The sequence below is a fragment of the Agrobacterium sp. CG674 genome, from assembly GCF_053521645.1.
Window position 1 is genome coordinate 62,348 of sequence record NZ_JBNWDZ010000008.1, and the last position, 24,981, is coordinate 87,328.

29 protein-coding genes are annotated in these 24,981 nt (G+C 56.9%); 18 read left to right on the forward strand and 11 right to left on the reverse strand.

The features are described 5' to 3' along the window. Positions 1-11 precede the first annotated feature (11 nt). Entirely contained in the window at positions 12-752 is a 741-nt protein-coding gene (locus ACQZ51_RS19380) for an SDR family NAD(P)-dependent oxidoreductase (protein WP_448779721.1), read from the forward strand. Between the two features lie 71 nt (positions 753-823). On the opposite strand, the gene ACQZ51_RS19385 is transcribed toward ACQZ51_RS19380, so the two are convergent. From ACQZ51_RS19385 to ACQZ51_RS19395, 3 genes are all read right to left on the reverse strand, one after another. Then, positions 824-1,147: a hypothetical protein gene (locus ACQZ51_RS19385; protein ID WP_448779723.1), complete on the reverse strand. Its 324-nt coding sequence runs from the start codon at positions 1,145-1,147 to the stop codon at positions 824-826. A gap of 55 nt (positions 1,148-1,202) precedes the next feature. Next, positions 1,203-1,340 carry a hypothetical protein gene (locus tag ACQZ51_RS19390; RefSeq protein WP_448779725.1) on the reverse strand — a complete coding sequence of 46 codons (138 nt, stop codon included), beginning with the start codon at positions 1,338-1,340 and terminating at the stop codon, positions 1,203-1,205. Between the two features lie 89 nt (positions 1,341-1,429). Next, positions 1,430-2,080 (reverse strand): GntR family transcriptional regulator, encoded by a 651-nt coding sequence (locus ACQZ51_RS19395; RefSeq protein WP_448779727.1) that lies wholly within the window; start codon positions 2,078-2,080, stop codon positions 1,430-1,432. 143 nt (positions 2,081-2,223) lie between these two features. On the opposite strand from ACQZ51_RS19395, the gene ACQZ51_RS19400 reads away from it, so the two are divergent. The 3 genes from ACQZ51_RS19400 (at position 2,224) to ACQZ51_RS19410 (ending at position 6,585) form a co-directional block, all read left to right on the forward strand. Further along, positions 2,224-3,639: a malonyl-CoA decarboxylase gene (locus ACQZ51_RS19400; RefSeq protein WP_448779729.1), complete on the forward strand. Its 1,416-nt coding sequence runs from the start codon at positions 2,224-2,226 to the stop codon at positions 3,637-3,639. Beyond that, a complete protein-coding gene (locus ACQZ51_RS19405) occupies positions 3,636-5,150 on the forward strand; it encodes a malonate--CoA ligase (RefSeq protein ID WP_448779731.1) in 1,515 nt (504 codons plus the stop codon). The genes ACQZ51_RS19400 and ACQZ51_RS19405 overlap by 4 nt, the downstream gene beginning before the upstream one ends. An 88-nt stretch (positions 5,151-5,238) precedes the next feature. Beyond that, entirely contained in the window at positions 5,239-6,585 is a 1,347-nt protein-coding gene (locus tag ACQZ51_RS19410) for an SLC13 family permease (RefSeq protein ID WP_042616825.1), read from the forward strand. A gap of 115 nt (positions 6,586-6,700) precedes the next feature. On the opposite strand, the gene ACQZ51_RS19415 is transcribed toward ACQZ51_RS19410, so the two are convergent. From ACQZ51_RS19415 to ACQZ51_RS19425, 3 genes are all read right to left on the reverse strand, one after another. After that, positions 6,701-7,549, reverse strand: a complete 849-nt coding sequence (locus ACQZ51_RS19415; protein ID WP_448779733.1) for a sugar phosphate isomerase/epimerase family protein — start codon at positions 7,547-7,549, stop codon at positions 6,701-6,703. Positions 7,550-7,680: 131 nt separating this feature from the next. Next, complete coding sequence (hpt, locus tag ACQZ51_RS19420) at positions 7,681-8,226, reverse strand: hypoxanthine phosphoribosyltransferase (RefSeq protein ID WP_042616823.1); 546 nt, start codon at positions 8,224-8,226, stop codon at positions 7,681-7,683. Positions 8,227-8,304: 78 nt separating this feature from the next. Continuing rightward, complete coding sequence (locus tag ACQZ51_RS19425) at positions 8,305-8,973, reverse strand: hypothetical protein (RefSeq protein ID WP_448779861.1); 669 nt, start codon at positions 8,971-8,973, stop codon at positions 8,305-8,307. A 198-nt stretch (positions 8,974-9,171) separates the two neighbouring features. Here ACQZ51_RS19425 and ftsE point away from each other — a divergent pair, with 198 nt between their 5' ends. From ftsE to ACQZ51_RS19445, 4 genes are all read left to right on the forward strand, one after another. Then, positions 9,172-9,831 carry a cell division ATP-binding protein FtsE gene (gene ftsE, locus ACQZ51_RS19430; protein WP_042616821.1) on the forward strand — a complete coding sequence of 220 codons (660 nt, stop codon included), beginning with the start codon at positions 9,172-9,174 and terminating at the stop codon, positions 9,829-9,831. After that, complete coding sequence (locus tag ACQZ51_RS19435; protein ID WP_243257768.1) at positions 9,824-10,828, forward strand: cell division protein FtsX; 1,005 nt, start codon at positions 9,824-9,826, stop codon at positions 10,826-10,828. Before ftsE ends, ACQZ51_RS19435 begins: the two co-directional genes overlap by 8 nt. Before the next feature lie 61 nt (positions 10,829-10,889). Continuing rightward, positions 10,890-11,591 carry a YdcF family protein gene (locus ACQZ51_RS19440; protein WP_448779736.1) on the forward strand — a complete coding sequence of 234 codons (702 nt, stop codon included), beginning with the start codon at positions 10,890-10,892 and terminating at the stop codon, positions 11,589-11,591. Between the two features lie 134 nt (positions 11,592-11,725). Further along, positions 11,726-12,517: a lysophospholipid acyltransferase family protein gene (locus ACQZ51_RS19445; RefSeq protein ID WP_448779738.1), complete on the forward strand. Its 792-nt coding sequence runs from the start codon at positions 11,726-11,728 to the stop codon at positions 12,515-12,517. Here the strand turns inward: ACQZ51_RS19445 and ACQZ51_RS19450 are convergent. Further along, complete coding sequence (locus tag ACQZ51_RS19450) at positions 12,496-13,032, reverse strand: gamma-glutamylcyclotransferase (protein ID WP_448779740.1); 537 nt, start codon at positions 13,030-13,032, stop codon at positions 12,496-12,498. The genes ACQZ51_RS19445 and ACQZ51_RS19450 overlap by 22 nt on opposite strands. Positions 13,033-13,078: 46 nt before the next feature. Between ACQZ51_RS19450 and ACQZ51_RS19455 the strand changes: the two genes are divergently transcribed. Continuing rightward, positions 13,079-14,080 (forward strand): DUF2125 domain-containing protein, encoded by a 1,002-nt coding sequence (locus tag ACQZ51_RS19455; protein ID WP_448779742.1) that lies wholly within the window; start codon positions 13,079-13,081, stop codon positions 14,078-14,080. Positions 14,081-14,142: 62 nt separating this feature from the next. Here ACQZ51_RS19455 and ACQZ51_RS19460 read toward each other — a convergent pair whose 3' ends face one another. The 3 genes from ACQZ51_RS19460 to ACQZ51_RS19470 form a co-directional block, all read right to left on the reverse strand. Beyond that, positions 14,143-15,072 carry a prephenate/arogenate dehydrogenase family protein gene (locus ACQZ51_RS19460; RefSeq protein WP_448779744.1) on the reverse strand — a complete coding sequence of 310 codons (930 nt, stop codon included), beginning with the start codon at positions 15,070-15,072 and terminating at the stop codon, positions 14,143-14,145. Further along, the gene (gene hisC / locus ACQZ51_RS19465; RefSeq protein WP_448779746.1) at positions 15,069-16,178 is read right to left on the reverse strand and encodes a histidinol-phosphate transaminase; all 1,110 of its coding nucleotides are present in this window, start codon (positions 16,176-16,178) and stop codon (positions 15,069-15,071) included. The genes ACQZ51_RS19460 and hisC overlap by 4 nt, the downstream gene beginning before the upstream one ends. A 72-nt stretch (positions 16,179-16,250) precedes the next feature. Then, positions 16,251-17,012, reverse strand: a complete 762-nt coding sequence (locus tag ACQZ51_RS19470; RefSeq protein ID WP_448779748.1) for a class I SAM-dependent methyltransferase — start codon at positions 17,010-17,012, stop codon at positions 16,251-16,253. Positions 17,013-17,106: 94 nt separating this feature from the next. On the opposite strand from ACQZ51_RS19470, the gene gloB reads away from it, so the two are divergent. Together gloB and ACQZ51_RS19480 are read left to right on the forward strand one after the other, a co-directional pair. Beyond that, positions 17,107-17,877, forward strand: a complete 771-nt coding sequence (gene gloB, locus ACQZ51_RS19475; protein ID WP_448779750.1) for a hydroxyacylglutathione hydrolase — start codon at positions 17,107-17,109, stop codon at positions 17,875-17,877. Next, on the forward strand, positions 17,877-18,320 hold the full coding sequence (locus ACQZ51_RS19480) for a cupin domain-containing protein (protein ID WP_448779752.1): 444 nt from the start codon (positions 17,877-17,879) through the stop codon (positions 18,318-18,320). The genes gloB and ACQZ51_RS19480 overlap by 1 nt, the downstream gene beginning before the upstream one ends. Positions 18,321-18,323: 3 nt before the next feature. On the opposite strand, the gene ACQZ51_RS19485 is transcribed toward ACQZ51_RS19480, so the two are convergent. Continuing rightward, positions 18,324-19,097 carry a DUF3108 domain-containing protein gene (locus ACQZ51_RS19485; protein ID WP_448779754.1) on the reverse strand — a complete coding sequence of 258 codons (774 nt, stop codon included), beginning with the start codon at positions 19,095-19,097 and terminating at the stop codon, positions 18,324-18,326. A 252-nt stretch (positions 19,098-19,349) separates the two neighbouring features. On the opposite strand from ACQZ51_RS19485, the gene rpmB reads away from it, so the two are divergent. From rpmB to ACQZ51_RS19520, 7 genes are all read left to right on the forward strand, one after another. Next, positions 19,350-19,652: a 50S ribosomal protein L28 gene (gene rpmB, locus ACQZ51_RS19490; protein WP_042616811.1), complete on the forward strand. Its 303-nt coding sequence runs from the start codon at positions 19,350-19,352 to the stop codon at positions 19,650-19,652. Positions 19,653-19,761: 109 nt separating this feature from the next. Further along, a complete protein-coding gene (locus ACQZ51_RS19495) occupies positions 19,762-20,397 on the forward strand; it encodes a queuosine precursor transporter (protein ID WP_448779755.1) in 636 nt (211 codons plus the stop codon). Positions 20,398-20,584: 187 nt separating this feature from the next. Next, entirely contained in the window at positions 20,585-21,019 is a 435-nt protein-coding gene (locus ACQZ51_RS19500; RefSeq protein WP_448779756.1) for a helix-turn-helix domain-containing protein, read from the forward strand. 179 nt (positions 21,020-21,198) lie between these two features. Then, complete coding sequence (locus ACQZ51_RS19505; RefSeq protein WP_448779757.1) at positions 21,199-22,842, forward strand: hypothetical protein; 1,644 nt, start codon at positions 21,199-21,201, stop codon at positions 22,840-22,842. 10 nt (positions 22,843-22,852) lie between these two features. After that, positions 22,853-23,077, forward strand: a complete 225-nt coding sequence (locus ACQZ51_RS19510; RefSeq protein WP_448779758.1) for a hypothetical protein — start codon at positions 22,853-22,855, stop codon at positions 23,075-23,077. 2 nt (positions 23,078-23,079) lie between these two features. Further along, the gene (locus ACQZ51_RS19515; protein ID WP_448779759.1) at positions 23,080-24,258 is read left to right on the forward strand and encodes a YcaO-like family protein; all 1,179 of its coding nucleotides are present in this window, start codon (positions 23,080-23,082) and stop codon (positions 24,256-24,258) included. Next, the gene (locus ACQZ51_RS19520) at positions 24,258-24,956 is read left to right on the forward strand and encodes a TfuA-like protein (protein WP_448779760.1); all 699 of its coding nucleotides are present in this window, start codon (positions 24,258-24,260) and stop codon (positions 24,954-24,956) included. Before ACQZ51_RS19515 ends, ACQZ51_RS19520 begins: the two co-directional genes overlap by 1 nt. Positions 24,957-24,981 lie beyond the last annotated feature (25 nt).

Here is a 24,981-nt window from a genome sequence, read left to right on the forward strand (position 1 = left end):
AGCGTGTCCGAATGAGCGAAGAACGTCGCTACATGTTGTTGACCGGGGCAAGTCGCGGGATTGGCCACGCAACCGTCAAGTTTTTCCAGTCGAAAGGTTGGCGCATTTTGACTGTCTCGCGGCAGGCGTTTTCGGAGGAATGCGCCTGGCCATCTGCCCGCGAAAGCCATATTCAAGCCGATCTTTCCGATCTGTCGCAGGTTGAGCGTCTGGCTGAAACCGTGCGAGAGCGCCTCCCACACGGGCGGCTTCATGCGCTGGTCAACAACGCTGGAATTTCACCCAAAGGACCGGAAAAGAGCCGGCTTGGCGTGATGGGCACGGATGCTGATGTCTGGACGCAAGTGCTCAATGTCAATGTCATATCCACTGCGCTGATTGCGCGGGCCTTGATGCCTGAGCTTGAAGCCGCCAAGGGATCCATCGTCAACGTGACCTCGATTGCCGGTACACGCGTACAGCCCTTCGCAGGCGTGGCCTATGCTGCATCAAAGGCTGCACTGGGATCGCTGACACGCGAAATGGCCCATGAATTCGGTCGGCGAGGTGTGCGAGCCAACGCCATCGCGCCGGGCGAGATCGCGACCTCCATTCTTTCGCCAGGGACGGACGATCTGGTGGCAGCTGAAGTGCCGATGCTGCGATTGGGCGATCCGCGAGAGGTGGCCGAGACCATCTATTTTCTCTGCACCGAGGCCTCGTCCTACATCAATGGGGCAGAAATCCACATCAATGGTGGACAACACGTCTGATAAGAGCCTGATCACATCTTCGCCCTCACTCGATGCGAGGGCGAAGCTGCATTTAAAATTTCAGCTAAAATTCAAGACAGGCCGAGTTTTGACGCTGCGGAATTCGCCTCATCCATCGATGCATCGAGGGTTGCTTTCAGGATCCGCAGCTCCGCCTTGAGCCTTGGGCTCAAATCGAGTTTTTGCCAGTCAACGAGTTTCTGTTGCCACTCCGCGACTTCTACGATCAGCTCGCGCGACTTGTCGCCAGTCTCAGGGTTCACCGTCCGGGCTGCACGCTCTGCATTTTCGGAGAGCTCCACCAACTCGACAGTGCTTACAATCCACGTTGGAAGAGCAAGGCGCAATGTGGCAATTTCAGATACAACGGAATCATCCGCGCTATAGTTGGTCATCAAATTTCCTGATCTGTGTCATGAGGGGTGCCAACAACTGGCAAATGCTGCGTGGCTAGGCGCCTTTCCCAGGTCGTTCCCGGGTCGCGTCCTTGATTCCCTGTTCCGCCTCTTCGACCAGCTTTTTCCTGTTTTCATCAGGCTTGTCGCCCGTGCGGGCGGCATCACTTGTGGGGTCGGGCTTCTCTGTCATGGTGGCTCTCCTTCTTGGAAGGACAACACGACCTACTCTCATTTGTTCCCATGTCTCGCAAACAGTGTGGAGCGGCAGCATAGAAAGGCCTATCTGGCTGCCATGCTGGCGACGAGATCACTGAATCTCTCGCCCTGAACGCCCACATGGCGTCTCAGCAGGTTGCGCGCTTCATCTCCATCTCCGGCAAAGATCGCATCGACGACAGCGCAATGCTCCGCAAAGGATGTTGAGAGCCGGTTGCGAACGCGAAGCTGGAGACGGCGGTGTGGGCGTAGTCGGCGGTGCAATTGCAGACATTGCTCTTCCAGAAAGGCGCTTCGGCCCGCCGCGTAGATTGCTTTGTGAAACTCTTCATTGTCGTAATAATAGGCGTCGCTGTCTCCGGCAGCGGCCGATTGCCTGCACTTTTCATGGGTCGCGGTAATGGCTTCGCGCGAGCTTGCATCCAGCCGCCGTGCGGCAAGCGACCCGGCAAGACCTTCAAGCTCGGCCATCACCTCGAACATTTCGTAGACGCGGTGCGGGCCAGGATCGATCACGATGGCACCACGCCTTGGCCTGATCTCGATCAGGCCGATGGCATCGAGCTGCATCAGCGCCTCACGAACAGGGGTGCGCGACACACCGAAACGGGTTGCCAGCACGGTCTCGTCAAGCCGCTCGCCCGGCTTGAACTCGTTGGAAAGAATAGAATTTTCGATTTCATCGCGAAGCCAGCGGCCGGTATTTTCTGACATCAGACTGCTTCCTTCATACGCAAATGTTATTCTTGTATACACGATTGGATAATTCGTGTACGAAAAAGCTGTTGCTATATACTATCTGTGGAACCGGGGTGTGGGAAGTGCCACTGCCCGGCTGGCGATAAAGGAAATTGGCTATGTCTGAAGCTTCCTTCTTTACCGACATGTTGCAAAGCATCACGGATCGCGGTCGCCAGCTGCTTTTTTCTGGCTCGCGTGCAAACCGTGCTCCCACGGAACTGGATCTTCAAACACTCTGCGAGATGTTGCTGTCGAGCCGCGGCGAGGCATCGGGCATGGCGCTGGCCGCCGAAATTCTGGACCGCTGGGCGGCACTGGATGAGGAAGGCATACAAAGCTTTTTCCAGATGCTGCATGAAAAATTCGGCCCCGAGGCAGGCGCTCTCGAAAAGGCAATCGAGACGTATCAATCCGATAAAAGCTCGGCCTCGATCATCGCGCTGCATCAGGCAGCAGAGTCGCGCCGTCAGGAGCTTCTTCGCCGGCTGAACCACGCGCCCAACGGCACCGCACGCCTTGTGCAGATGCGCCAGCAACTTGTCAGCTCAAAGGACCAGTCCGAAGGTTACCGTGCGCTCGACGCCGATTTCACGCATCTGTTCGGCTCCTGGTTCAATCGCGGCTTCCTGACCTTGAGGCCCATCGACTGGTCAACACCTGCCTATATCCTTGAAAAAATTATCAAATATGAGGCCGTCCACGAGATAGCAGGATGGGAAGAACTACGCCGTCGTCTGGCCCCTGCCGACCGCCGCTGCTTTGCATTCTTCCACCCTCGCCTCGTCGATGAACCCCTAGTGTTTGTCGAGGTCGCGCTCACCCGGTCCGTGCCCCGCGCCATCGCCGATGTGCTGGATGAGGGCCGCGAACATATCCGTGCGGACGAGGCAACGACGGCGGTCTTCTATTCGATTTCCAACTGTCAGGATGGATTGCGTGGCATTTCATTCGGCAACTTCCTAATCAAGCAGGTGGTGGATGATCTACGCAAGGACCTGCCGGGCCTGAAGAATTTCGTGACGCTGTCTCCTGTTCCCGGTTTTGCCCGCTGGCTGTCGAAACTGCGCGCAGAAACGGCGCAAGCCGCCCTGCCCGAAACAGTCCGCAAGACCCTGATGGTGATGGACGAGCCCGGCTGGGACGAAAACGCAGCCGCCACCGCAGAGTTGGAGCGCGTGCTTTTACCGCTTGCCGCGCGTTACTTCCTCACCGAGCGCACGCCAGAGGGCCGCCCCGTCGACCCGGTTGCCCGTTTTCATCTGGGCAATGGAGCGCGGCTCGAACAGTTGAACTTTCTTGGAGACCGCTCCGCAAAGGCCATGCAGCAGGCGCATGGGCTGATGGTCAACTATCTCTACAAGCTGGACGATATTATCGCAAACCATGAAGCCATGGCGCAGCGCGGCGAAGTGATTGCTTCGTCAGACGTCAAAGGCTTTCTCAATCACATCGAAGACGGTCGGACGAAGGCCAGCCAACAAGGGCCCTTCGCCCAGATCATGAACTCAACGCTTGGAGGAGCGCGCAAGTGAGCAACCAACTATTCGACGCAATCAGGTCTGCGGCGCAGGAAGACGCATCTTTCATTCGCGTCGGCAAAGACCACACATGGACCTATGGTGACGCGGTTGCCCTGTCGGGCCGTTTTGCCAGCGCAATGGACAGATTGGGCATTCAACCCGGCGACCGGGTGGCCGTGCAGGTGGAAAAGAGTGCCGAGGCGCTGATCCTGTATCTCGCCTGTGTGCGGGCCGGTGCCGTCTATCTGCCATTGAATACCGCCTATACGCTGGCCGAGCTGGACTATTTCATCGGTGATGCGGAGCCACGGCTTGTGGTCGTCGCCTCTGCCGCCCGAGATGGTGTCGAGACCATTGCCAAAAAATATGGCGCGATGGTCGAAACGCTGAACGCAGACGGAAGCGGTTCGCTGCTTGATCTGGCACGTGATGCGCCCGCTGACTTTGTCGATGCCTCACGCGGTCGCGATGATCTAGCAGCCATCCTCTACACGTCGGGCACCACAGGGCGGTCCAAGGGCGCGATGCTGACCCATGACAACCTCTTGTCCAATGCGCGGACTTTGAAGGATGTCTGGCGCGTCACGGCAGACGATCGGCTGATCCATGCCTTGCCGATCTTTCACACGCACGGCCTCTTCGTCGCCACCAATGTGACGCTGCTATCAGGCGCATGCATGCATCTGCTGACGAAGTTCGACCCGGAAGAAGTTCTGTCGCTGATGCCGCATTCCACCCTGATGATGGGTGTGCCGACCTTCTACGTCCGCCTTTTGCAGAGCCCGCACCTCAACAAGGACGCTGTCTCCAATATCCGCCTCTTCATATCAGGTTCGGCACCATTGCTTGCCGAAACCCATAATGAGTTCCATGCCCGCACCGGACACGCGATCCTGGAACGCTACGGCATGACCGAAACCAACATGAACACCTCCAACCCCTATGATGGCAAGCGTATCGCCGGAACGGTCGGTTTCCCCCTGCCCGGTGTCAGCGTGCGCATAACCGACCCTGCAACCGGAACCGAACTGCCCACCGGCGAAACCGGCATGATCGAGATCAAGGGGCCGAATGTTTTCAAAGGCTACTGGCGCATGCCGGAAAAGACCGCAGCCGAGTTCACGGCAGACGGCTTCTTCATCAGTGGCGACCTCGGAAAGATCGATGCCGAGGGGTATGTGCACATCATCGGCCGCGGCAAGGACCTCGTCATTTCTGGTGGCTATAACATTTACCCGAAAGAGGTCGAAGGCGAAATCGATGCGATCGACGGTGTTGTCGAGAGCGCTGTGATTGGCGTCCCGCATCCCGATTTTGGCGAGGGCGTCACGGCCATCGTCGTGCGTAAACCCGGCGCGAGCGTGGATGAAAAAGCGATTATCGGTGCATTGAGTGACCGCCTTGCCCGCTACAAACAGCCCAAACGCGTTGTTTTCGTCGATGACCTGCCGCGAAACACCATGGGTAAAGTCCAGAAGAACGTGCTCAGGCAAAACTATGCAGAGCTTTACGCCAAAGGCTGAGGAGCAAGGCGTTCAGCATGATGAGCATATGAAACCGTCTATCTGATTTCAAAACAAGACGACGCGGGAGGCGTCGTCGGGGGGAATTATGGGTATTGAAATTCTGTCTATAGGACTGCTCGTTGCCATGTTCATCATTGCAACGATACAGCCCATCAACATGGGTGCGCTGGCATTCGCGGGTGCTTTCGTTCTCGGCACTCTCGTCATCGGCATGAAAACCAGCGATATTTTCGCAGGCTTTCCTAGCGATCTGTTTTTGACGCTCGTTGCCGTCACCTATCTCTTTGCGATTGCGCAGATCAACGGCACGATTGACTGGCTTGTCGAGGGTGCCGTTCGCATGGTTCGCGGGCGGGTTGGTCTCATCCCATGGATGATGTTCCTGATTGCCGCCGTTATCACCGGCTTCGGCGCTCTCGGTCCTGCGGCCGTCGCTATTCTTGCCCCTGTCGCATTGAGCTTCGCCGTCCAGTACCGGATCCACCCCGTCATGATGGGCCTCATGGTCATCCACGGCGCGCAGGCGGGCGGGTTCTCGCCCATCAGTATTTATGGCGGCATCACCAACCAGATCGTTGAAAAGGCGGGGCTGCCTTTCGCTCCAACATCTCTGTTTCTCTCCAGCTTCTTCTTTAACCTTGCCATTGCCGTGCTGGTTTTCTTCGTTTTCGGCGGCGCGAAGGTGAAGAGCCAGGGCGCTGCCCCGTCCGACTTCCTGCCAGAACTGCATCCAGAGGGCGTAACAGCGGCCATCAGAGGCCATGGCGGCACACCCGCTTCACCCACACGCGAACATGCTTACGGAACCGCTGCCGATACCGCGCCCAAGCTGCATCTGAACAGTAAGCGCATCACGACCCTCGTAGGCCTCATTGCTCTCGGTGTCGGCGCTCTGGTCTTCAAGTTCAATGTGGGTCTTGTTGCAATGACAGTGGCCGTCGTTCTGGCCCTGCTATCGCCAGAAACGCAGAAAGCCGCCATCGACAAGGTCAGTTGGTCAACCGTGCTGTTGATCGCGGGCATCATCACCTACGTCGGCGTCATGGAAAAGGCGGGCACCGTGACCTATGTGGCCGATGCTATTTCTAGCCTTGGCATGCCGCTTCTTGTGGCACTTCTGCTGTGCTTCACTGGCGCAATCGTTTCGGCATTTGCATCCTCGACAGCCCTGCTCGGGGCCATCATCCCGCTTGCCGTTCCGTTTCTGCTGCAAGGGCATATCAGCGCAATCGGCGTTGTCGCAGCCATTGCGATTTCCACCACCATTGTCGATACCAGCCCGTTCTCGACAAATGGAGCACTGGTTGTTGCCAATGCGCCCGATAGCGAACGGCCCATGGTGCTGCGCCAACTCCTGATCTACAGCGCGCTCATCGCCATCATCGGGCCCGTCATTGCATGGCTCGTCTTCGTTGTGTCAGGCATCGTCTAACACCCGAAACACCTCAGACCAGAGACGATACAGGCCGGGATTTCCCGGCCTGTTACTTTTTGTGGAGTTTTTGCGAGTCCGCCTCAGCACGCAGCGGCCTTTCTGCGAACCGGACTTATGCGAGCCCGTACTGTATGGCCTTGTTGCGCAGGAACGACACTCCGTTATCGAAGACCTCATCCGCATCCCGCGCCACAGGGCGCCATGTGGAAATCGCGCCCGCCATGTGGGCTGGCATGCCGGCAAAGCTTTCCAGCGTCAAAGCACCCTTGAAGCCGATGGCGGCGAGAGAAGAGAAGATCGCGTCCCACGCTATGTTGCCATAGCCAGGCGTGCCTCGGTCACTCTCGGACATGTGCATGTATTTGAGGTGGTCACGCGCCGCGAGAATGCCGTTGGCCAGACCCTTTTCCTCAATATTCATGTGAAACGTGTCCAGATGGACGAAGACATTGTCCATGCCAATGCGCTCGACAAGGGCAACCGCCTGCTCAGCGGAATTGATCAGGTGGCTTTCGTACCGGTTGACGGCCTCGATACCGAACTGCAATCCGAGCGATTTGGCATGGCGAGCAACGGCACTCAAGGCGCGGGTTATATTGTCATATTCGCCCTGCGTGGGTGGAAACCCGGTTCGCTCGTTCGTGCCGCCATAGGTCACGCCTGTCAGCGCCTCGGCTCCCATTTCGGCGGCCTTGTCCAGCGCAGTGGTAAGGTGGGCGATGGCCGCATCGGGGCGTACAGACGCCCAGGCTGGCTCCGGCAACACCAGCGAGCAGGCAGCTCGAAGCTTATGCTTTTCGAGCAGGCTGCGGGTGTGTTTCCCATCGGCGGACTTTGGATCGACCAGAGGTATCTCGATCAGGTCCTGTCCGTAACTGGCAGCTCCAGCGATAGCGCGTTCTGCACCGGCATGGTCCCAGACCATGGTCCACATGGCCCCATGAATTCCAAAAGCTAGCACCTTATGTGTTCCTTTTGCAGGAGTAACGAAATCTGAAAACGATGAAGCTCTGACCCGCGCACAGCCCTTGAAGGATCAGGCACTCACATAGCCTCTGCGTTAGCAGATACAACCAGTCGCGGAAATAGAGATTACTCGGCGTCGCCCGTGACGACACCCACGAAGGGAAGTTCGCGGAAAGCGTAGGCTACATCCATTCCATAGCCGACGACGAAGTAATCGGGGCATTCGAAGCCAACGTAATCAGCCTCGAGCTGTTCCTTCCGCTTGACCTTCTTATCCAGCAGAACCGCGATGGAAACGTTGCGCGCACCGCGCTCGTAAAGCAGTTCTTTTGCGAAAAGGAGTGTACGTCCGGATTCCAGAATATCATCGATCAGAAGCACGTCGCGATCTTTAACATCGCTATCGATGTCCTTCACGATGCGCACACCTTGCGACACCGTCCCCGCACCATAGCTGGAGAGCGTGATGAACTCGACCTCGGGTGCGAGCCCGCTGTCGTGCAGAGCGCGGATGAGATCGGCTGCGAAAATGAAGGAGCCTTTCAGCACCGCAATGACGAGAAGGTCATTGGTTGGACCGGTTGCAATGCGCTTGGCCATGTCACGATTGCGCTCGGCAATCTGCTCGGCGGTGTAAAGCGGCTCGATATTTTTTCCACGAACGACGGGCATGTTCTCTCCTGCGCTTTTCCGATATTTAGCCCTTCAGACTATCGCTCGGATCGAAACGAAGGGCGTCCGGTAGCACAATCAGTGCTCGGAAACACCCGCGCCAGCAAAAGAAAGCTTAATATCTGGCGTTTTTCCACCGGGATGGCGCAGTCTTGCTGAAAATCCATACTGCCTGCCGGCCTTCATTTCAAGAACAGGAGGCTCGATCAGCATGCTTGCGACCTTTTCTCCCTTGGAGGCGAACAGATCGGCACGGATTGCCGGCACCGTTTGCGGCTCGGCGCTGTTGTTCTCGATGACACCGTTGATGACCAGCACGCCCATGCCGCCCGCATCCTGCGGGGCAATCGAGATATGGGTGATGGCTAGCGGATCGACGGGAGCCGCCGTTGCCGAACTCTGGTGAATGAGCATGGTAAATCCGCCTGATATGAAGAACACGCCGACGACGGCCGCCGCGACGATGGCCGAATAGCCATCGACAGACAGACCAGACAGCTTCCGGTCGAGCCAGTCGATCAGGGAGCGTATCGCACCCAGCGCCGATACGCGTTGCGGCCTTGGCTGTTGAAAAACCCGACGCCTGTTGTCGTTTCCGTAGTCACGAAAAGGCGTTTCCTTTATCGTGACAAACTCCGCGTCTATGATATCGGCATCATGACGTGTGCGCGCGGTTTTGCGAAGAGGCGCTTCAGGCATCAAAAGGTCGAGATCAAGTGTTGCGTGCCGGCGGGATGAACGGAACATACCCATGAAGTTCCCTCGGTCAGAGTCTCAGCCTCAAGAAACTTGGGCATTGAATGAAATCCTGCCTAGTCGTAAATTTAATTGGTTAATGCTTCGCAAAGATTGTGGGCTTAACATTCTCGACAGGCCTCTCCACGGGGCGAAAGCCCGGCAATGCCGCACACTTCTCAAGACGAGAAACAAAAGACTGGAAGTTCGTTGATCCATTTTGAAAATGTCGGGTTGCGGTACGGCATGGGCCCGGAAATTTTGCGGGACATGACCTTTGACATTCCCAAAGGCTCATTTCAGTTCCTGACCGGCCCATCCGGCGCCGGAAAGACTACCCTTTTGCGTTTGCTTCTGATGTCGTTGCAGCCAACGCGTGGCCATATTCGTATGTTCAGCCGCGATGTGTCGCGCATTCCACGCAGTGAGCTGCCGCTGCTGCGCCGCCGCGTCGGCATCGTGTTTCAGGACTTCCGCCTGCTGGACCATCTGACAACTTATGAAAATGTGGCACTTCCGCTTCGCGTCCGGGGCAAGGAAGAGAGCGCCTACCGCAACGACGTCATCGAACTTTTGAAGTGGGTTGGCCTTGGAGAACGTATCAATGTTCCGCCAGCCATTCTCTCAGGCGGCGAGAAACAGCGTGCCGCCATTGCGCGCGCGTTGATGGACCAGCCGGAAATCCTGCTGGCCGATGAGCCAACGGGTAACGTCGATCCGCCAATGGCCAAGCGGCTGCTCAATCTGTTTCTGGAGCTGAATCGGCTCGGCACTGCCGTTGTGATTGCAACGCACGACTTTGGACTGATGGATCAGGTGGATGCGCGGCGTATGATCCTGACGGAAGGGCGGCTCGACGTTTATGAATGAGGTAAACCGAAAGACGCTGAAGCCTGAACAGCAGCCAGCGCGCAAACTGCCGCAAATGCGCATCCGGCCGATGGCACCCATCCTGCCGCCCTCCAACATTCAGGGCAATGCCCTGATCGTCGTTATCGCCATCATGGCGTTTCTGGCCTGTCTCACGCTTGGCGGCGTCAGCATGGTCAGGGCAACCGCATCGACATGGCAAAGCCAGATTTCTCGCGAAGTGACCATCCAGATCAAGCCGGAAGAGGGTTTGGATATGGCTGCGGCGCTGAACAAGGCGCGCAATCTGGCCCTGAAATTCGTCGGCACAAAGGAAGGCACGATCATGGATGAGGCGGCGACGAGCCGCCTTCTGGAACCGTGGCTAGGCGCTGGGCTGGACCTGTCGGAACTGCCCGTCCCGCGTCTTGTCATCATCACCATCGATGAAAACAATCCGCCCGATTTCGAAGCGTTGCGGTCCATGCTGAAAGCCGAGATTCCACAAGCGACCCTGGATGATCACCGAACCTGGGTGGATCGACTGGTTTCCATGGCCCACACCACTGTCATGATCGGCCTTGGCATTCTCATCCTCGTCTTCAGCGCAATGGTGCTCACCGTCGTCTTTGCAACGCGCGGCGCTCTTTCCGGCAACCGCCATATTGTCGAAGTGCTGCATTTCGTCGGTGCAGAAAGCAGCTTTGTGGCGCGGGAATTCCAGAAGCACTTCCTGAAAATCAGCCTCAAGGGTTCCGGCGCGGGCAGCGCGCTGGCAGCAGGCGTCTTTCTGGCGGCAGGTTTCTGGCAAAGCCATACGCTTGCAACACCACAGAGCGATCAGGCCAGCGCCCTGTTCGGCACCTTTTCTGTCGGGATTGAAGGATATCTCGGCATTTTCGCAACGATGATCATCATCGCATTGCTGACGACGGTGACCGCCCGCCTGACTGTGATCCGCACCATCGATGACATCGACCGCGTCCGTTCGGACCCCTCAAAAAGCGAGGGTGTCTGAAGCGCCTCATTCGGGCATAAACTGCCCGTTCCTTGCCTTAATCCGCGCTTATCGGTATCTGATGATAATGAGTCGAACCGACCCTGATGACCAATCGTCCCACACGCTGAGCAAAGGTTTGCTTTCGCGGCGTGGACGTTTGCGCAGGCTGGTGCGCGGTACACTTTTCATCAGCCTCGTCGTTATGGGCGCTGTCTTCGGCGGCTTTCTGTGGTTTGCAGATTCTGTGGCATCCATGCGCCCGCCATCTGGAGCCAAGGCCGATGCCATCATAGTATTGACCGGCGGCTACCTCAGGATCGAACAGGCGGTGGGCCTGTTGCGGGACGGTGTTGGCAAACGTCTGCTGATATCAGGCGTCAATCCTGCCACCACGCGCGCGCAGATCCGCAAGACGACACAAAGTTCCGCCGATCTTTTCGCCTGCTGCGTGGATATGGGGTACCGCGCCGTCGATACGATTGGCAACGCCAATGAGGCGGCGCAGTGGATCAAGGACAAGGGCTATGCGTCTGTCGTGGTGGTGACGAACAATTACCACATGCACCGCAGCCTGCACGAGCTGAGAAGCTCCAGCCCCGATACCAATTTTATCGCCTATCCCGTCATCAATTCGGATCTTGCCCGGACCAACTGGTTTTCCAACCCGGATGTGGTGCGGATTATGATCTATGAATATATCAAATTTGTCGCCGTTGCCGCACGGGATCTGACCGGCCTTGGCAAGGGTAACGGCCTGCGCAGCAGCGTCTCAGGCACCTAATCCACTACCTATGGATAGCAGCGCGGCGGGGTCTTGCTGAAACACCCTGTTTTCGTGTAGGCGTTCAGCCCTGCGCACGGCACAGAAGATTGCTTCCTGTCGATGATACGGATGCGCCGGGAGAAGCTTTTTTCATGCTCAGACTGCGTTCAATCCTGTTCAACACCGCATTCTATATGAACCTCATATTGCGCATGCTGTTGCTGACGCCGATTTACTTCATCGTGCCGCGCAAGCTGGCTTTCGAAATACCCAAGGCCTGGGCACGCTCCAATCACTGGCTGATGGAAAAGATCGTCGGGACCACCTTCGAAATCGAGGGGCTGGAGAACATTCCTGAAACCGGTTGCATCTTCGCGCCCAAGCATCAGTCTTTCTGGGATACCTATGCGCTGCTGCCGAACCTCAAGGACCCTGTCTATATTCTGAAGCGGGAATTGATGTGGATCCCGCTGTTCGGCTGGTATGTCGCCAAGCAGCGGATGATACCAGTCAATCGTGCTGCCCGTGGAAAAGTCATGCTCAAGGTCATGGTTCGCGCCCGTGAAGAAATGGCCAAGGGCCGCGAACTCATTATCTACCCGGAAGGCACACGCCGTCCGCCCGGTGCCGAACCGGAATATCGCTACGGTATTGCACGGCTCTACCGTGATTTGCAGGTTCCCGTCGTGCCGGTCGCCATGCATCCCGGCCTGTTCTGGCCGCGCAGATCGACACTGCGATATCCGGGACATTTCAAGGTTCGTATCCTGCCGCCCATCCAGCCCGGTCTCGATCCGGACGTGTTTTTCAAGCAGCTGATCGAAGTGACTGAAAAGGCAAGCGACGAGCTGTTGCTGGAAGCTGCACGCGACAACCCTTCACTTCCCCTGCCACCGACAGCTCTAAAGCGGCTGGCCGAGCTTCAGAGCAGCGCGGCAGACTGAGCCTCCACGCTTGCCGCGACCTTCTCCAGACCGAGGTCCCGAATTCCCATCTCTTGCAGATGCCGAACCGTGTTGAAGACATAATCGACATTGGGACCTGACTGGCCTGATGCGTGGCAAACGATTGACGCTGCCTCATCCAGCGCAAGCCCGCCTGCAAATTGTGAATGCGCGGGGTCGGCAACATAGGTTAAAGCCGGGCAACGCCTTCCATCCGCCAGACCAACGGCAATGACGCGTTCCTTGTATACGTTGCTGATAAGCTCGCGCTCGCGAAGGTAAGCGAGCGCACTTTCGCGGTTGGCGTCTGCAACACGAAATGCCACGCCATGGCACGAGCCTCCGCGCTCCAGCCCGAGTACAAGTCCGGGGTTCTCATCCGTTCCCCGGTACACATTCGAGCGGATGCACAACGAGCGGCGATAGCCGTAAAGCCGCGCCTGTTGTCGCTCCTCAAACGGGAAGCCGGGGTTCCACATCAACGAACCGTAGCCAAAGACCCAAAAATCGTCCATATCGCAAGCCAAACCAAATCACCTGTGTGTAGCATTGGAGATCATCATGGCAGCGTCAAGCCAATCCCGTAGCGGAAGAAAATTCCTTTTTCTTGGGCTAGGGATAATAGTTTTCGTTGCCTTGTACACTGCGGGCTGGTTTTACGCCGCGCAGCGGCTTGAGCAAACCGTTATCCGCACGCTGGCGCCCGGCGGTGCCGAAAGTGTTTCCGGCGAATGCAGCGATATTGCGCTGCGTGGCTATCCATTCCGGATCGGCCTGTTCTGCTCCAAGGTCGAGGTAAAGGACACGCGCAACGATGTCACGGCATCCTTCGGTGCCCTGCGCTCGGCGGCCCAGATCTACGCACCCGGCCACATCGTCTGGGAGCTGGATGGGCCCGCTTCGATCCAGACCGGCCACGGCCTTTCCGTCACGGCGCAGTGGGCCAATCTGCAATCCAGCCTCACAACCAAACTCAAGGGCATTGATCGCACTTCGCTGGTGATCGACAACTTGAAAGCACAGGCGGTTTCATCCGTCACATCCCAGACCATTGGTTTCGATGCGGCCAAAACAGAAGTCTACCTTCGGCAAAACGGTCCCGATCTCGACGGCGCTATTACCCTGACGGACGCCGCTACCGTCATCAAGGACTGGCCTCAGCTTTTGCCACGGCTGAACGCCATCGCAGACGTCACGCTTTCGGGCAAGGCTGGCATGATCGACGGCAGCGATGCCACCGGGCTTTATGGGGCGAGCGGCGAGCTTCGCCGGGTGATGCTGGATATTGGCGATGGCCGCACCATGCGCATCAGCGGCCCATTCTCCTTTGACGAACAGGGCTATCTGTCCGGCCAGTTCAAATTGGAAATTGAAAAGCTCGGCGATTGGGCCGACAATGCCAAGCAGGCATTCCCGCAACTGCAATCCACTATCGATACAGCCCGCAAGCTGCTCGGCGCTTTGGCAGGTGGCGGGGACAAGGCATCGGTCGATCTCGTGGTGGACCGTGGCCGCGCGACGGTCAGCGGGTTCATACCGCTTGGAAAAATCCCACCGATCTGATGACCTGATGTGAAATGGACCGGAAAAAAATCAGCATTTCCGGTCCATTTCGTTCAATTCGATTATTTTTTCTGGTCCAGCGTGTGGCGTCCGAAATCTGGCGTGTCCACATCCTGACCGGCCTGCACGATGGAGCGGCGAATATTGCGTGTGCGACTGAAAAGCTCAAAAAGCTTGTCGCCCTCGCCCCAGCGAATAGCCCGCTGAAGATAGGCCAGATCTTCGGAAAAACGTGCCAGCATTTCCAGGATCGCATCCTTGTTGTGCAGGCACACATCGCGCCACATGGTGGGATCGGATGCCGCAAGCCGGGTAAAATCGCGGAAACCGGACGCTGAATATTTGATGACTTCCGATTCCGTCACCGTGCCCAGATCGTCTGCCGTGCCGACAATGTTGTAAGCAATGATATGCGGAAGGTGCGACACGATGGCCAAAACCTTGTCGTGATGCTCCGGGTCCATCTCATCGATACGAGAACCCAGCTTCTCCCAGAACTGTCTGAGCGATGCAAGGGCCTCAGGGTCGGTGTCAGCCAAGGGCGTGAAGATGCACCAGCGATCGCGAAACAGCCCGGAGAAGCCGGCATCCGGTCCAGACTTTTCAGTACCAGCCAATGGGTGGCCGGGAATGAAATGGACATTATCAGGCATATGCGGCGCCATTTGCGCAATGACGGATGCCTTTGTGGAACCCACATCGGTGACGATTGCGCCCGACTTCAAATGGGGTGCGATCTGTTGCGCAACCATTTCCGACGCGCCAACCGGCACCGATACGATAACAAGATCAGCGCCCTCGACAGCTTTGGCTGCGGAGATCGTATAGGCTGTGCCGAGTTCCAGTTCTTCGGCCCGCTTCAAGGTCTCTTCACTGCGCGTGGAAATCACCACCTCGCCTGCAAGTCCCAGTTCCTTAATATCGCGTGCTATGGAGGAGCCGATCAGGCCAATGCCGATCAGTGCGATCCGCTCAAACAGAATGTCACTCATTTTCCCTGACCCATGAAGTCCTTGAGCGCAGCAATCACGCCGAGATTTGCCTCGGCCGATCCCACCGTCATGCGCAGCGCATTGGCAAAGCCGTAACCGCGCACGGCCCGCAGGATGTAGCCGCGCCGCGTCAGGAATTCATCGGCATCGGCTGCACGCTTTCCATCGATCTCAGGGAAATGGATGAGAATGAAATTGGTAACCGAGGGCGTCATCTCCAGACCCAGTTCGCTGAACGCCTTGGTCAGCGTTTCCATCCACTCCAGATTATGCGCAACCGCCTGCTGCATGAAGGCCTGATCGCGGATGGCAGCCGCACCGGCGGCAATCGCAGGGGCGTTCATGTTGAAGGGACCGCGCACCCGGTTCAGCGCGTCGATAATTGCCGCTGGTCCATACATCCAGCCAACGCGCAACGCGGCCAGCCCGTAGACCTTGGAAAAGGTGCGCGTCATGACAACATTCTTGCTGCCGGAAACAAGCTCCAGACCCGCCTCGTAATCGTTCTTGCGAACATATTCCGCATAGGCGGCATCCAGAACCAGCATCACATGGGCAGGCAGGCTCGCCTGCAGGCGACGGATGTCGGACACCGGAACATAGGTGCCGGTCGGATTGCCCGGATTGGCGATGAAGACCATCTTGGTCTTTTCGGTGACGGCAGCCAGTATGGCATCCACATCGACAGCGCAGTTGGTTTCCTTAACGGTAACCGGCGTTGCCCCCGCACCCATGATCTGGATGCGATAGACCAGAAAGCCGTGCTCGGTGATGATAGCCTCATCGCCCGCGCCCAGATAAACGTGGCAGAGCAGGCCCAGCAATTCGTCAGAGCCGTTACCGCACATGATGTTGGCAGGGTTTAATCCATGCACATCTGCAATGGCCTGACGCAAAGCCGTCGCCTGACCATCGGGATAGATTTCGAGGTTGGATGCCGCAGCCTTGAAAGCCTCGATGGCCTTCGGGCTCGCGCCAAGCGGGGTTTCGTTGGATGAGAGCTTATAAACCTTCGCCACGCCATCCGCATGCTCCTTACCCGGAACATAGGCGGCAATATCCAGAATGCCCGGACGTGGAACAGGTTGGCTAGGCTCTAAACTCATTTGATCGACCTTTGAAAACACCGCAAATACAATGCCGAAGGCATTAGACAGGAAATGTCATTTTGTCGAGGGTCACTGTGGCTTTCCGGGGCCTTGCAAGGTGCGTGTCGTTGGCATGCCTTGCGGCGCAAGCACCGGAACGAAAACCCGCCTCGACGAACGTTGGCTGACGGGCAAGCCCTGATAGAGGCGTTTTTGTGCCTCAACGACGATAACGCCTGAAAAAACGGGCCAGAGCTTGCGCCCGATGCTCTCCAGATAGCGCCGAAATTTCAACACAGACCGGACTTTCGTCGGTGGAAAGAACAAGGCTTCAGCCGAGGCACCCGGGGTAAAATTGGTTTCCCGCAACAGTGTCGTCAATTGTCCGCGCGAATAGGGGCGACCCGAGCCGAATGGCGTGTGCTCCACCCGCGCCCATACACCACGCCGGTTGGGAACAACGATCACCAGCCGTCCGCCTGGGGCAAGAACACGCCAGAGTTCTTTCAGCGTTTCACGCGGGTTTTCAGCAAATTCCAGTGAATGCACCATCAACACCCGGTCGATAGAGGAATCGGGCAGTGGCAGCTCTTCGTCAAACACGAGCGCCGTCGAAGACACCTCGCCTGCGGGCCAGTTCACCGCCCCTTGGCCGGCGGGCATGAAGGCAAATGTCCGCTCCGTATCGTGACGAAAGCGATCCAGAAAAGGCACGGCATAACCGACACCCACAAGCCGCTCATCCGGCAGTGGCGGCCACAGCGTCGATAGCGCCATGGTAATGGCCTGCTCGGCAGAGCGCCCAAGCGGGGAATGATAGAATTCGCGCAGATCGACAATGTCAGTATTCATTGTCAGAATGTAGCAGTCCCCGGTTGGACTTCAAGGCATGGTGGCCTACATTGGGGACCCTATGATCGATAGCGCAGCAATGATGGAGAAAAACATGAAGCCTTTGGAGATAGAGGTCTTTTTGTGCCGCAGCGATAATTTCGGTGTCTTGCTGCATGATAGCGAGACCGGTGCCACCGTTTCAATCGACGCACCGGAAGAAGCGCCCATCCTTGATGCACTCAACCGGCGCGGCTGGAAGCTCACGCATATCTTCACCACCCACCACCATCAGGACCACGTCCAGGCCAATCTGGCGCTGAAGGAACGGTTTGACTGTGAAATTCGCGGGCCGCTGGATGAAGCCATTGCCATACCCGGCCTCGACCAGTCGGCATCCGATGGCGATGAGTTCGAATTTGCCGGCCACCGCGTTCAGGTCATTGCCACGCCCGGCCATACCGCTGGACATATCTGCTTTTATTTCCCGGATGACGCCCTTCTGTTTGCAGCCGATACGCTGTTTCCCATGGGTTGCGGCCGCCTGTTTGAACGTCCTGCCGCCGATATGTGGCACTCCTTCCAGAAGCTGATGGCGCTGCCCGATGATGTCAGCGTCTATTTCGGCCATGAATATACGCTGGCCAATGCACGCTTTGCGCTGACGGTAGACCCCGAAAACGCGATCCTCAAACAGCGCGCCAGCGATGTGGAAGTCATGCGCGGCAAGGGCGATTTCACCATCCCCACCACTATTGGCATCGAGAAACAGACAAATCCCTATATGCGCGTCATAGACAAGAATATCCGTGCGCATCTGGGCATGGTCGATGCAAGCGACGCGGACGTTTTTGCAGAGATCAGAACGCGCAAGGACAACTTCTGATGAACCGCGAACCAGTCTCGGCAGCGGCCATTATCGAAGAGCTTGACCTGAAGCCGCATCCAGAAGGCGGATTTTATCGACAGACCTTTCGCGATGGCACTGGCGAAGACAGAGGCCACTCGACAGCCATCTACTATCTGCTGGAAAAAGGCCAACGCTCCCACTGGCACCGCGTGACGGATGCGGCGGAGGTCTGGCACTATTATTCCGGCGCGCCGCTCGCGCTTCATATCAGCACAGACGGGAATACAGCCGAAACGGTCATCCTTGGTGCGTCGGTTCTTAAAGGCGAAAGACCCCAGGCCATCGTTCCCGCCAATGGCTGGCAATCAGCCGAAAGCCTTGGCGATTTCACGCTAGTCGGCTGCACCGTCTCGCCGGGCTTCACATTCAACAGCTTCATCATGGCAGAGCCCGGCTGGGAGCCGGGCCAAGCAGGTTGAGCCTCAGCGTCCGTATTTGGTGGCGGTGATGTAAACCTGACCAACCTTGGTCGGTATGCGTGCGTAAACCGGCGCATAAACATCCATGTTGCTGGCCTTCGCAAACCATATCTCCATGGAAATGGACTTCAGATATTCGATATCCTTGCGCCCTTTGCGGAAGCCTGATTTCGGTACATAGCGTGCATTGCATACGATTGCGTCGCCGCTAAAGCCGTCGGTTGCAAATGGCTTGGTGCCTCCGGAACTCAAGACCAGATCCAGTCTCGACTCGCCGTCATAGATCGGTAGACGGCTCGGGCAGATACGTCCTCCGACGGGAAAGATGAGCCCTGAAATGGGGTCCAGCACCGAGCGCAGATCGCGATCCTTCACATCGACCCAATTGTCGGGGCGTTGCTTCGGCTCGGGCTTCACCGTCGTAGAGGTCACATTGCCGTTGCGGTATTGCACATCATAGGTGCGCGTCCGCTTGCCGTCCTTGTAAACCAGCGAATATTCGTTGGCCTGCATGCGGTTTCCACGCTTGGCACCGGATACGACGGTACGGCCGGAAATATCCTTCAGCACACTGGCAATGCCTGCGGAGTTGAACGAGCCGGAGATCGAATAGGTCGCGCCGTTCATGCGTGTCGAGAAGTTTGCCTTGGCAATCGGCAAAATTCCAAGATTGATGCTGTATTCGCTATCGTGCTGCGTTTCAGCTGCCAATGCAGGGGACAGGCTTACCAATGCAAATGCAGCGGCTGCGAAAAACCTTTGTGTCTTCACATTCATTCAGGTAACACCTCGACGAGCCGGGAAAGTCGTGCTCTGCGCCGATCATATACCCCTACTTATGGCAATAAAAAAGCGGAGTGACGTGGAAAACCAGCGAAATCGCTCACAAATGAGAGCGAGCGGCTTGACTGGAAGTCCCTGTCTGACTATAGAACCGCAACTTTCCAATCATTGCCAGTTGGATTGCTTACCGGATTTTGCCGGATAGTGAGCCACTGGTGAAACAGACGATAACAAATAGGTGTACCCATGTCCCGTGTATGCGAATTGACCGGCAAGGGCGTCCAGACGGGCAATAACGTCAGCCACGCCAACAACCGTACCAAGCGCCGGTTCCTTCCAAACCTCTGCCAGGTTACGTTGATCTCCGATTCTCTTGGCCAGCGCTTCCGTTTGCGCGTTTCTGCTGCTGCTCTGCGCTCTGTTGAGCACCGTGGTGGTCTTGACCTGTTCCTTCTGAAGTCCAGCGAAAGCGACCTTTCGATGCGCGCTCGTTTGCTGCGTCGCCAGATCGCCAAGAAGACCGTTGAAACAGCTGTTGCCGCTGCTTAATAGCAACGTCAGCATAACGAACTTTCAGAAGGCTTGAATGGCAATTGCCGCTCAAGCCTTTTGCTTGTTTCCTATCGCTCCAACTGGTGGCATCACCCAGGATAAAAAAATGCCCAATCTCAGATATATGTTTGTCTACGTGGCACTGATGACACTCGTTGTCGTCGCGTCCAATGTGCTTGTCCAATACCCGCTCTCGGGTAACCTGTTTGGAATCAACCTCGCTGATCTCCTGACTTGGGGCGCATTTACCTATCCCATCGCCTTCCTGATCACTGATTTGACGAACCGGCAGTTCGGGCCATCCGTTGCCCGCCGCGTCGTGCTTGCTGGCTTCGTCGTTGGCGTGACCCTGTCCTTCTGGACATCCGTGCCACGGATAGCCGTTGCGTCCGGGACGGCCTATCTCATCGGTCAGTTGCTCGATATTTCAGTGTTCAACCGGTTGCGGCGTCAAAGCTGGTGGCGGGCGCCACTGGCAGGCTCAGTGCTCGGCTCCATGCTGGATACAGCACTGTTCTTCTCGATTGCCTTTGCGACCACCTTCGCATTCATCGGTCCCAATGATGTTTTCGCAATCGAGCAGGCGCCAGTTCTGGGTCTCTTCGCATGGGAAGCTCCACGCTGGGTCTCCTGGGCACTCGGAGACCTCGCCGTGAAGGTGCTCATCGGCGTCATCATGCTGCTGCCCTACGGCGCATTGATGAGCAGCCTCAAACCGATGCCCATTGAAAAAATGCGATAGAAAAAGCTGGCGCGCCAGCGCCACTTTGCAAGCATATCGGCCTTAATCTTGCTGGTTTTGTCGATATTCATTCTTTTCTTTAAGCTTATGCATAAATACTCGCCATAATTGCACTGTCACCCAGTTGCGAACAGGTCAATTTTCCGGCAATCTCGTCACAATTACAGGATTTGGAGTTCACGACATCATGAAGAAGTCACCCAACGCAACAGATATACACGTCGGATCACGCATACGGTTGCGTCGCGTCATGTTGGGCCTGAGCCAGGAGAAGCTGGGCGATGGCCTCGGCATCACGTTCCAGCAGGTTCAGAAGTATGAAAAAGGCACGAACCGCGTCGGCGCTAGCCGGCTGCAGCATATTTCCGAACTTCTGGATGTGCATATTTCCTATTTTTTCGAGGGAACACCTGACGCGGCTGAAGATCGACCGGTGTCACCTCCCAGCATCTTGTCGCAGTTCCTGAATTCCAAGGAAGGCATTTCGCTTGCCAAGGCTTTTGCAGGCATTGAAGACAGCCGCGTGCGCCGCAGGGTGCTGGAGCTGGTTCAGTCCTTGAGCACCGCAAATGTGACGGATGCTCATAAGACGACAGAGACCTCCGCCTCTACAGCTCACTGAGTGATATGGCCTTCCGCTTAGCGACTTTGGGGCGATGCAATCTTGAAGACGAGAGTGGGAACGTCATTAGCGTACCCACTCAGTCCCTGCTCATCGCCGCTTATCTGTTCGATATGGGAAGGCCGGTTCAGCGTCGCGACGTCGCTAATTTTCTGTGGCCGGGCAACGCTGAAGTCGCATTGACGAATCTGCGATCGACATTGCGCCGGTTTCAGCTTGCGACCGGGCAATCGCTATCACCTTTGATGAGCATCGACGCCACCACCGTCTCCCTCAACCGAGACGTGGTAAGCTGCGATCTTGATGTGATGGCCCTGCCGACACCAGCGGACCGGCTGGAGGCCGCTTGCAGCGCCGTGGCGATGCAGTTCCTCCCGTTGAGCGGAACTGGTAAGACGCCTTTCGATGTTTGGGTTCGTGATGTCCGTTCAAGGCTACTCGGCATCCTTCGGTCACTGTTCATGCAAGGCGCTGGCGCGCAGGGCTCCAACGCAGACATCAATCCGGTTCTCAGACGTGCCGCCGTCCTGCTTCTGGAAGCTGACCCCAACGATCATGACATCAGGCGCATTGTGGCATCTGGCCTCACCAATGCACCGGCACCGGCAACGCCGCTGCCTGCCGTGCCGATCTCACACGAAGAACCTGAACAGACACCGTTTGCCGCTGGAAAACTCAATGCCCATCCTCACATTGCGCTGCTTCCTCCTCTGACATCGAAAGAAGCCAACAAAGACGGATCGATTGCGAACGCCCTGATCGAGGATTTGACGATCGGCCTTTGCAGCAGCCGCACTGTTTCCGTCGTTGCGCCTTACACGTCCGAGCGCATTCAGGCATCCAAAGACAAAGCGGCAGTGCTCGAAAAACATAATGTCGTCTACGCGCTGGATAGCCGAAGAACCGACACCCACCTCTTCCTGCAACTGATCTTTACACCCACAGAGGAAATCATCTGGGCTGAGCGGTTTGAACTATCGCCCTTTTCCATTGCTGCCCACCGGGTCGAAATCGCGTCTGCCGTGCAGACGGCAGTCATGTCGCAAATCGGCATGCACCAGAACGCCTTCGGGGACTTCTCAAGCCGACCAGAGGCATACTTCCTTTATCTCAAAGGCTTGCAGTCTCTCTCCAGCATCAACCTGCCATCCATCCGGCGCGCCAGAAAATATTTCAAGGAAGCGCTCGATCATGGGAATGACTTCCCCGAGGCGCTTGCTGGCATGTCGCGAACGCTCAGCATGGAGTGGGTGCTGACGGCCCGCGGCGACACCGAACTTCTGACCAAGGCGGAAGGCTTCGCCAGCACTGCTATAAAAGCCAGCGAGGTTTCCGCCAGCGGCTTCAAGGAACTGGGCGTCAGCCGCATGTTCATGGGCAGGATCGATGAAAGCCTCGATGCGCTCACGCAGGCTGAAAATCTCAGTCCGCAATATGCCGATGTGCTGTGCAGCCTGTCCGATAGCTTGATCCATGGAAGCGATCCTGCCAATGCGATGATCAAGATCAAGCAGGCCATTGCCCTCAATCCCATGGCTCCAGATCTTTATTATTGGGTTGCAGCCGGTGCCAGCTACTTTCTTCATGAGTTCGAACTTGCGCTCGAATACCTAAATCGCATGGCTCACAAGCGACCCGCAGCAAGGTTGACAGCGGCATGTCACGGCATGCTCGGCGATATTGACAGAGCTCGCGCTTTTCGGGCAAAGGTCTTTGAAGACAACCCAAGTTTTGATTTGGAGCGTTGGCTGGCGGTCCTCCCGCATAAGGAGCCGTGGCAGACTGAATTATATCGCAAAGGCCTCGAGAGGGCCGGATTTTAGGCAGGAATTTATGGCAAAAACAGTTATTCTTGGTATTACAGGTGAAACAGGCCTCTGGGTTGCAGATTTGCAGTCGGGAACCATCATGCCAGTCAATGGACAACTCTCAGGTGAGCTTGCCAATGCAGCATCCCTGCGCGGCGCGGGCGTTTCCCTGACCAAAGGCGTTGATCTGGCTATCGCAATCTCCACGTCGGACTTGCCCGCCACCGGCATCCATGAAGGTAATGACTAATCTTGCAGCTCGACAATTATCGAGCCTGTTCTCCTGGAGAAACCCTCACAAGGGTTTCGCCTTTTCTCTCTAGGCTGGGCATTACGAGGCTCGCACGCCAAACGGGCCTGGATAACATCGGCATTGCCGTGTGGTGCGCCTTTGCGCCCAATGCCAAAGCCATCGTGATTGCCCAGGGCAAGGGCATCGATGACAAGGCCGCCCAGACATCGGCGGCGATGGAGGCCATAGAAAGGGCTGTCGCAACCAATCCCGCCTGTAAACGCATCATCACCAGCCGCGAAAAGCTGGAGGCAGCGCAGGATCGTGTCGATACGCTCGATATTCTGCTTTCCCCGCACGCGCCGCCCGTCGCAACTGCCGAGGAGATCGAATGGACGCGCGCCCGTCATCTCTTGACCGGCGAAAGCCTCTGGCTGCCCTTCGCTACAGTTCACCTCGACCGCACCATCGAGACACCTCGCTATTGGCAATCTTCTGACGGCCTTGCATCTGGAAACACGCGCAACGAAGCCATTCTCCATGCTACGCTGGAGCGCGTTGAGCGCGATGCCCTGACCATGTGGCAGATGACCCCGGCCTCCAGGCGCTACCAGTCCGCCATCAATATGGAGGCGGCGTTAGAACCCGCTTTTCAGGATGTGCTCTTAAAAATTGCTCAAGCGGATCTCGATATCGCATTGTTCGATATTACCACCGATCTGGCCATTCCCTGTGTCGTTGCCTTGCTCGGCCCCAGGAAGAGAACGCCGTCCCGCGCCGTTCGCCACGTGGATTTGACCTATGGCGCTGGAGCCGCCACCTCTCCCGCAGTTGCCGCGATGCGGGCCATCACCGAAGCTGTGCAATCGCGGATGACATTCATTGCCGGCGCGCGTGATGATATTTTGCCGGCTATCTTTTCTCGGCAGGCGGATGCAACCATGCTGGATGCGCTGGGTGCACCTCCGCAAAAGCGACTGGAAGACCTGCCGTTTCTCGACACGGCATCAACCGAACAGTCACTTGATATAGTGCTCCAGCAGCTGGAAAAATCAGGCATCGACCAGCTTTATGCGGTCGATCTCAATCCGGAATGGCTTCCCGCTGCAGTCGTCAAGGTCTTTGCACCGCAGTTGGAAAACCCGGATGGCGAGCGGCACCGGCGTTTTGGCCTTCGCGCACTTTCGAAAGCATTGTGATGAAACTTGTCTTTGTCGGACCAAGCCTGCCAAACGCACGCGACCTTGCTCCGTCAGGCATTGAGATCCGCCCGCCTGCCTGCCAGGGGGATGTGATGCAGGCGTTGCAAGACGGGGCAACTGCCATCGGCTTGATCGATGGTCAGTTCGCAACGGCGGCACCGGTCTGGCATAAAGAATTGTTATTTGCGCTCTCGAAGGGCATTCCGGTGTTCGGCGCGGCCAGCATGGGTGCACTACGCGCAGCGGAATGCGCTGCTTTCGGGATGATTGGCATCGGCCAGATCTATGAGGACTATGCGTCCGGTGCGCGGGTGGACGATGCGGATGTCGCCTTGATCTACGGACCAGCCGAACTCGGCTATCCGCCCCTCAGCATTCCGCTGGTCAATGCAGAGGCCACAATTAGCAATATGCTGCGGCAAGGCGCGGTGAATGCCGAGCAATACGAGACGCTCCGCACATCTGCGCAACGTCTCTTCTTCAAGGAGAGGACGTGGAAAACCATTGCAGCACTTTCTGGCATCACTTTTGAAACGCTCGATGCAGCGTTCAAAGCGTGTTGGGTTGATCAGAAGAAACTCGACGCCATGGCACTTCTCTTTGCGATTGAAAAGAATTTGCCCGGGATGGCGCCCAGAGACTGGGACTTTAACGCAACGCCCCTGTTTCGAAAGATGTATCTGACTGGTTACTAAGATGAGTAAGTCAGCACGAAATCAA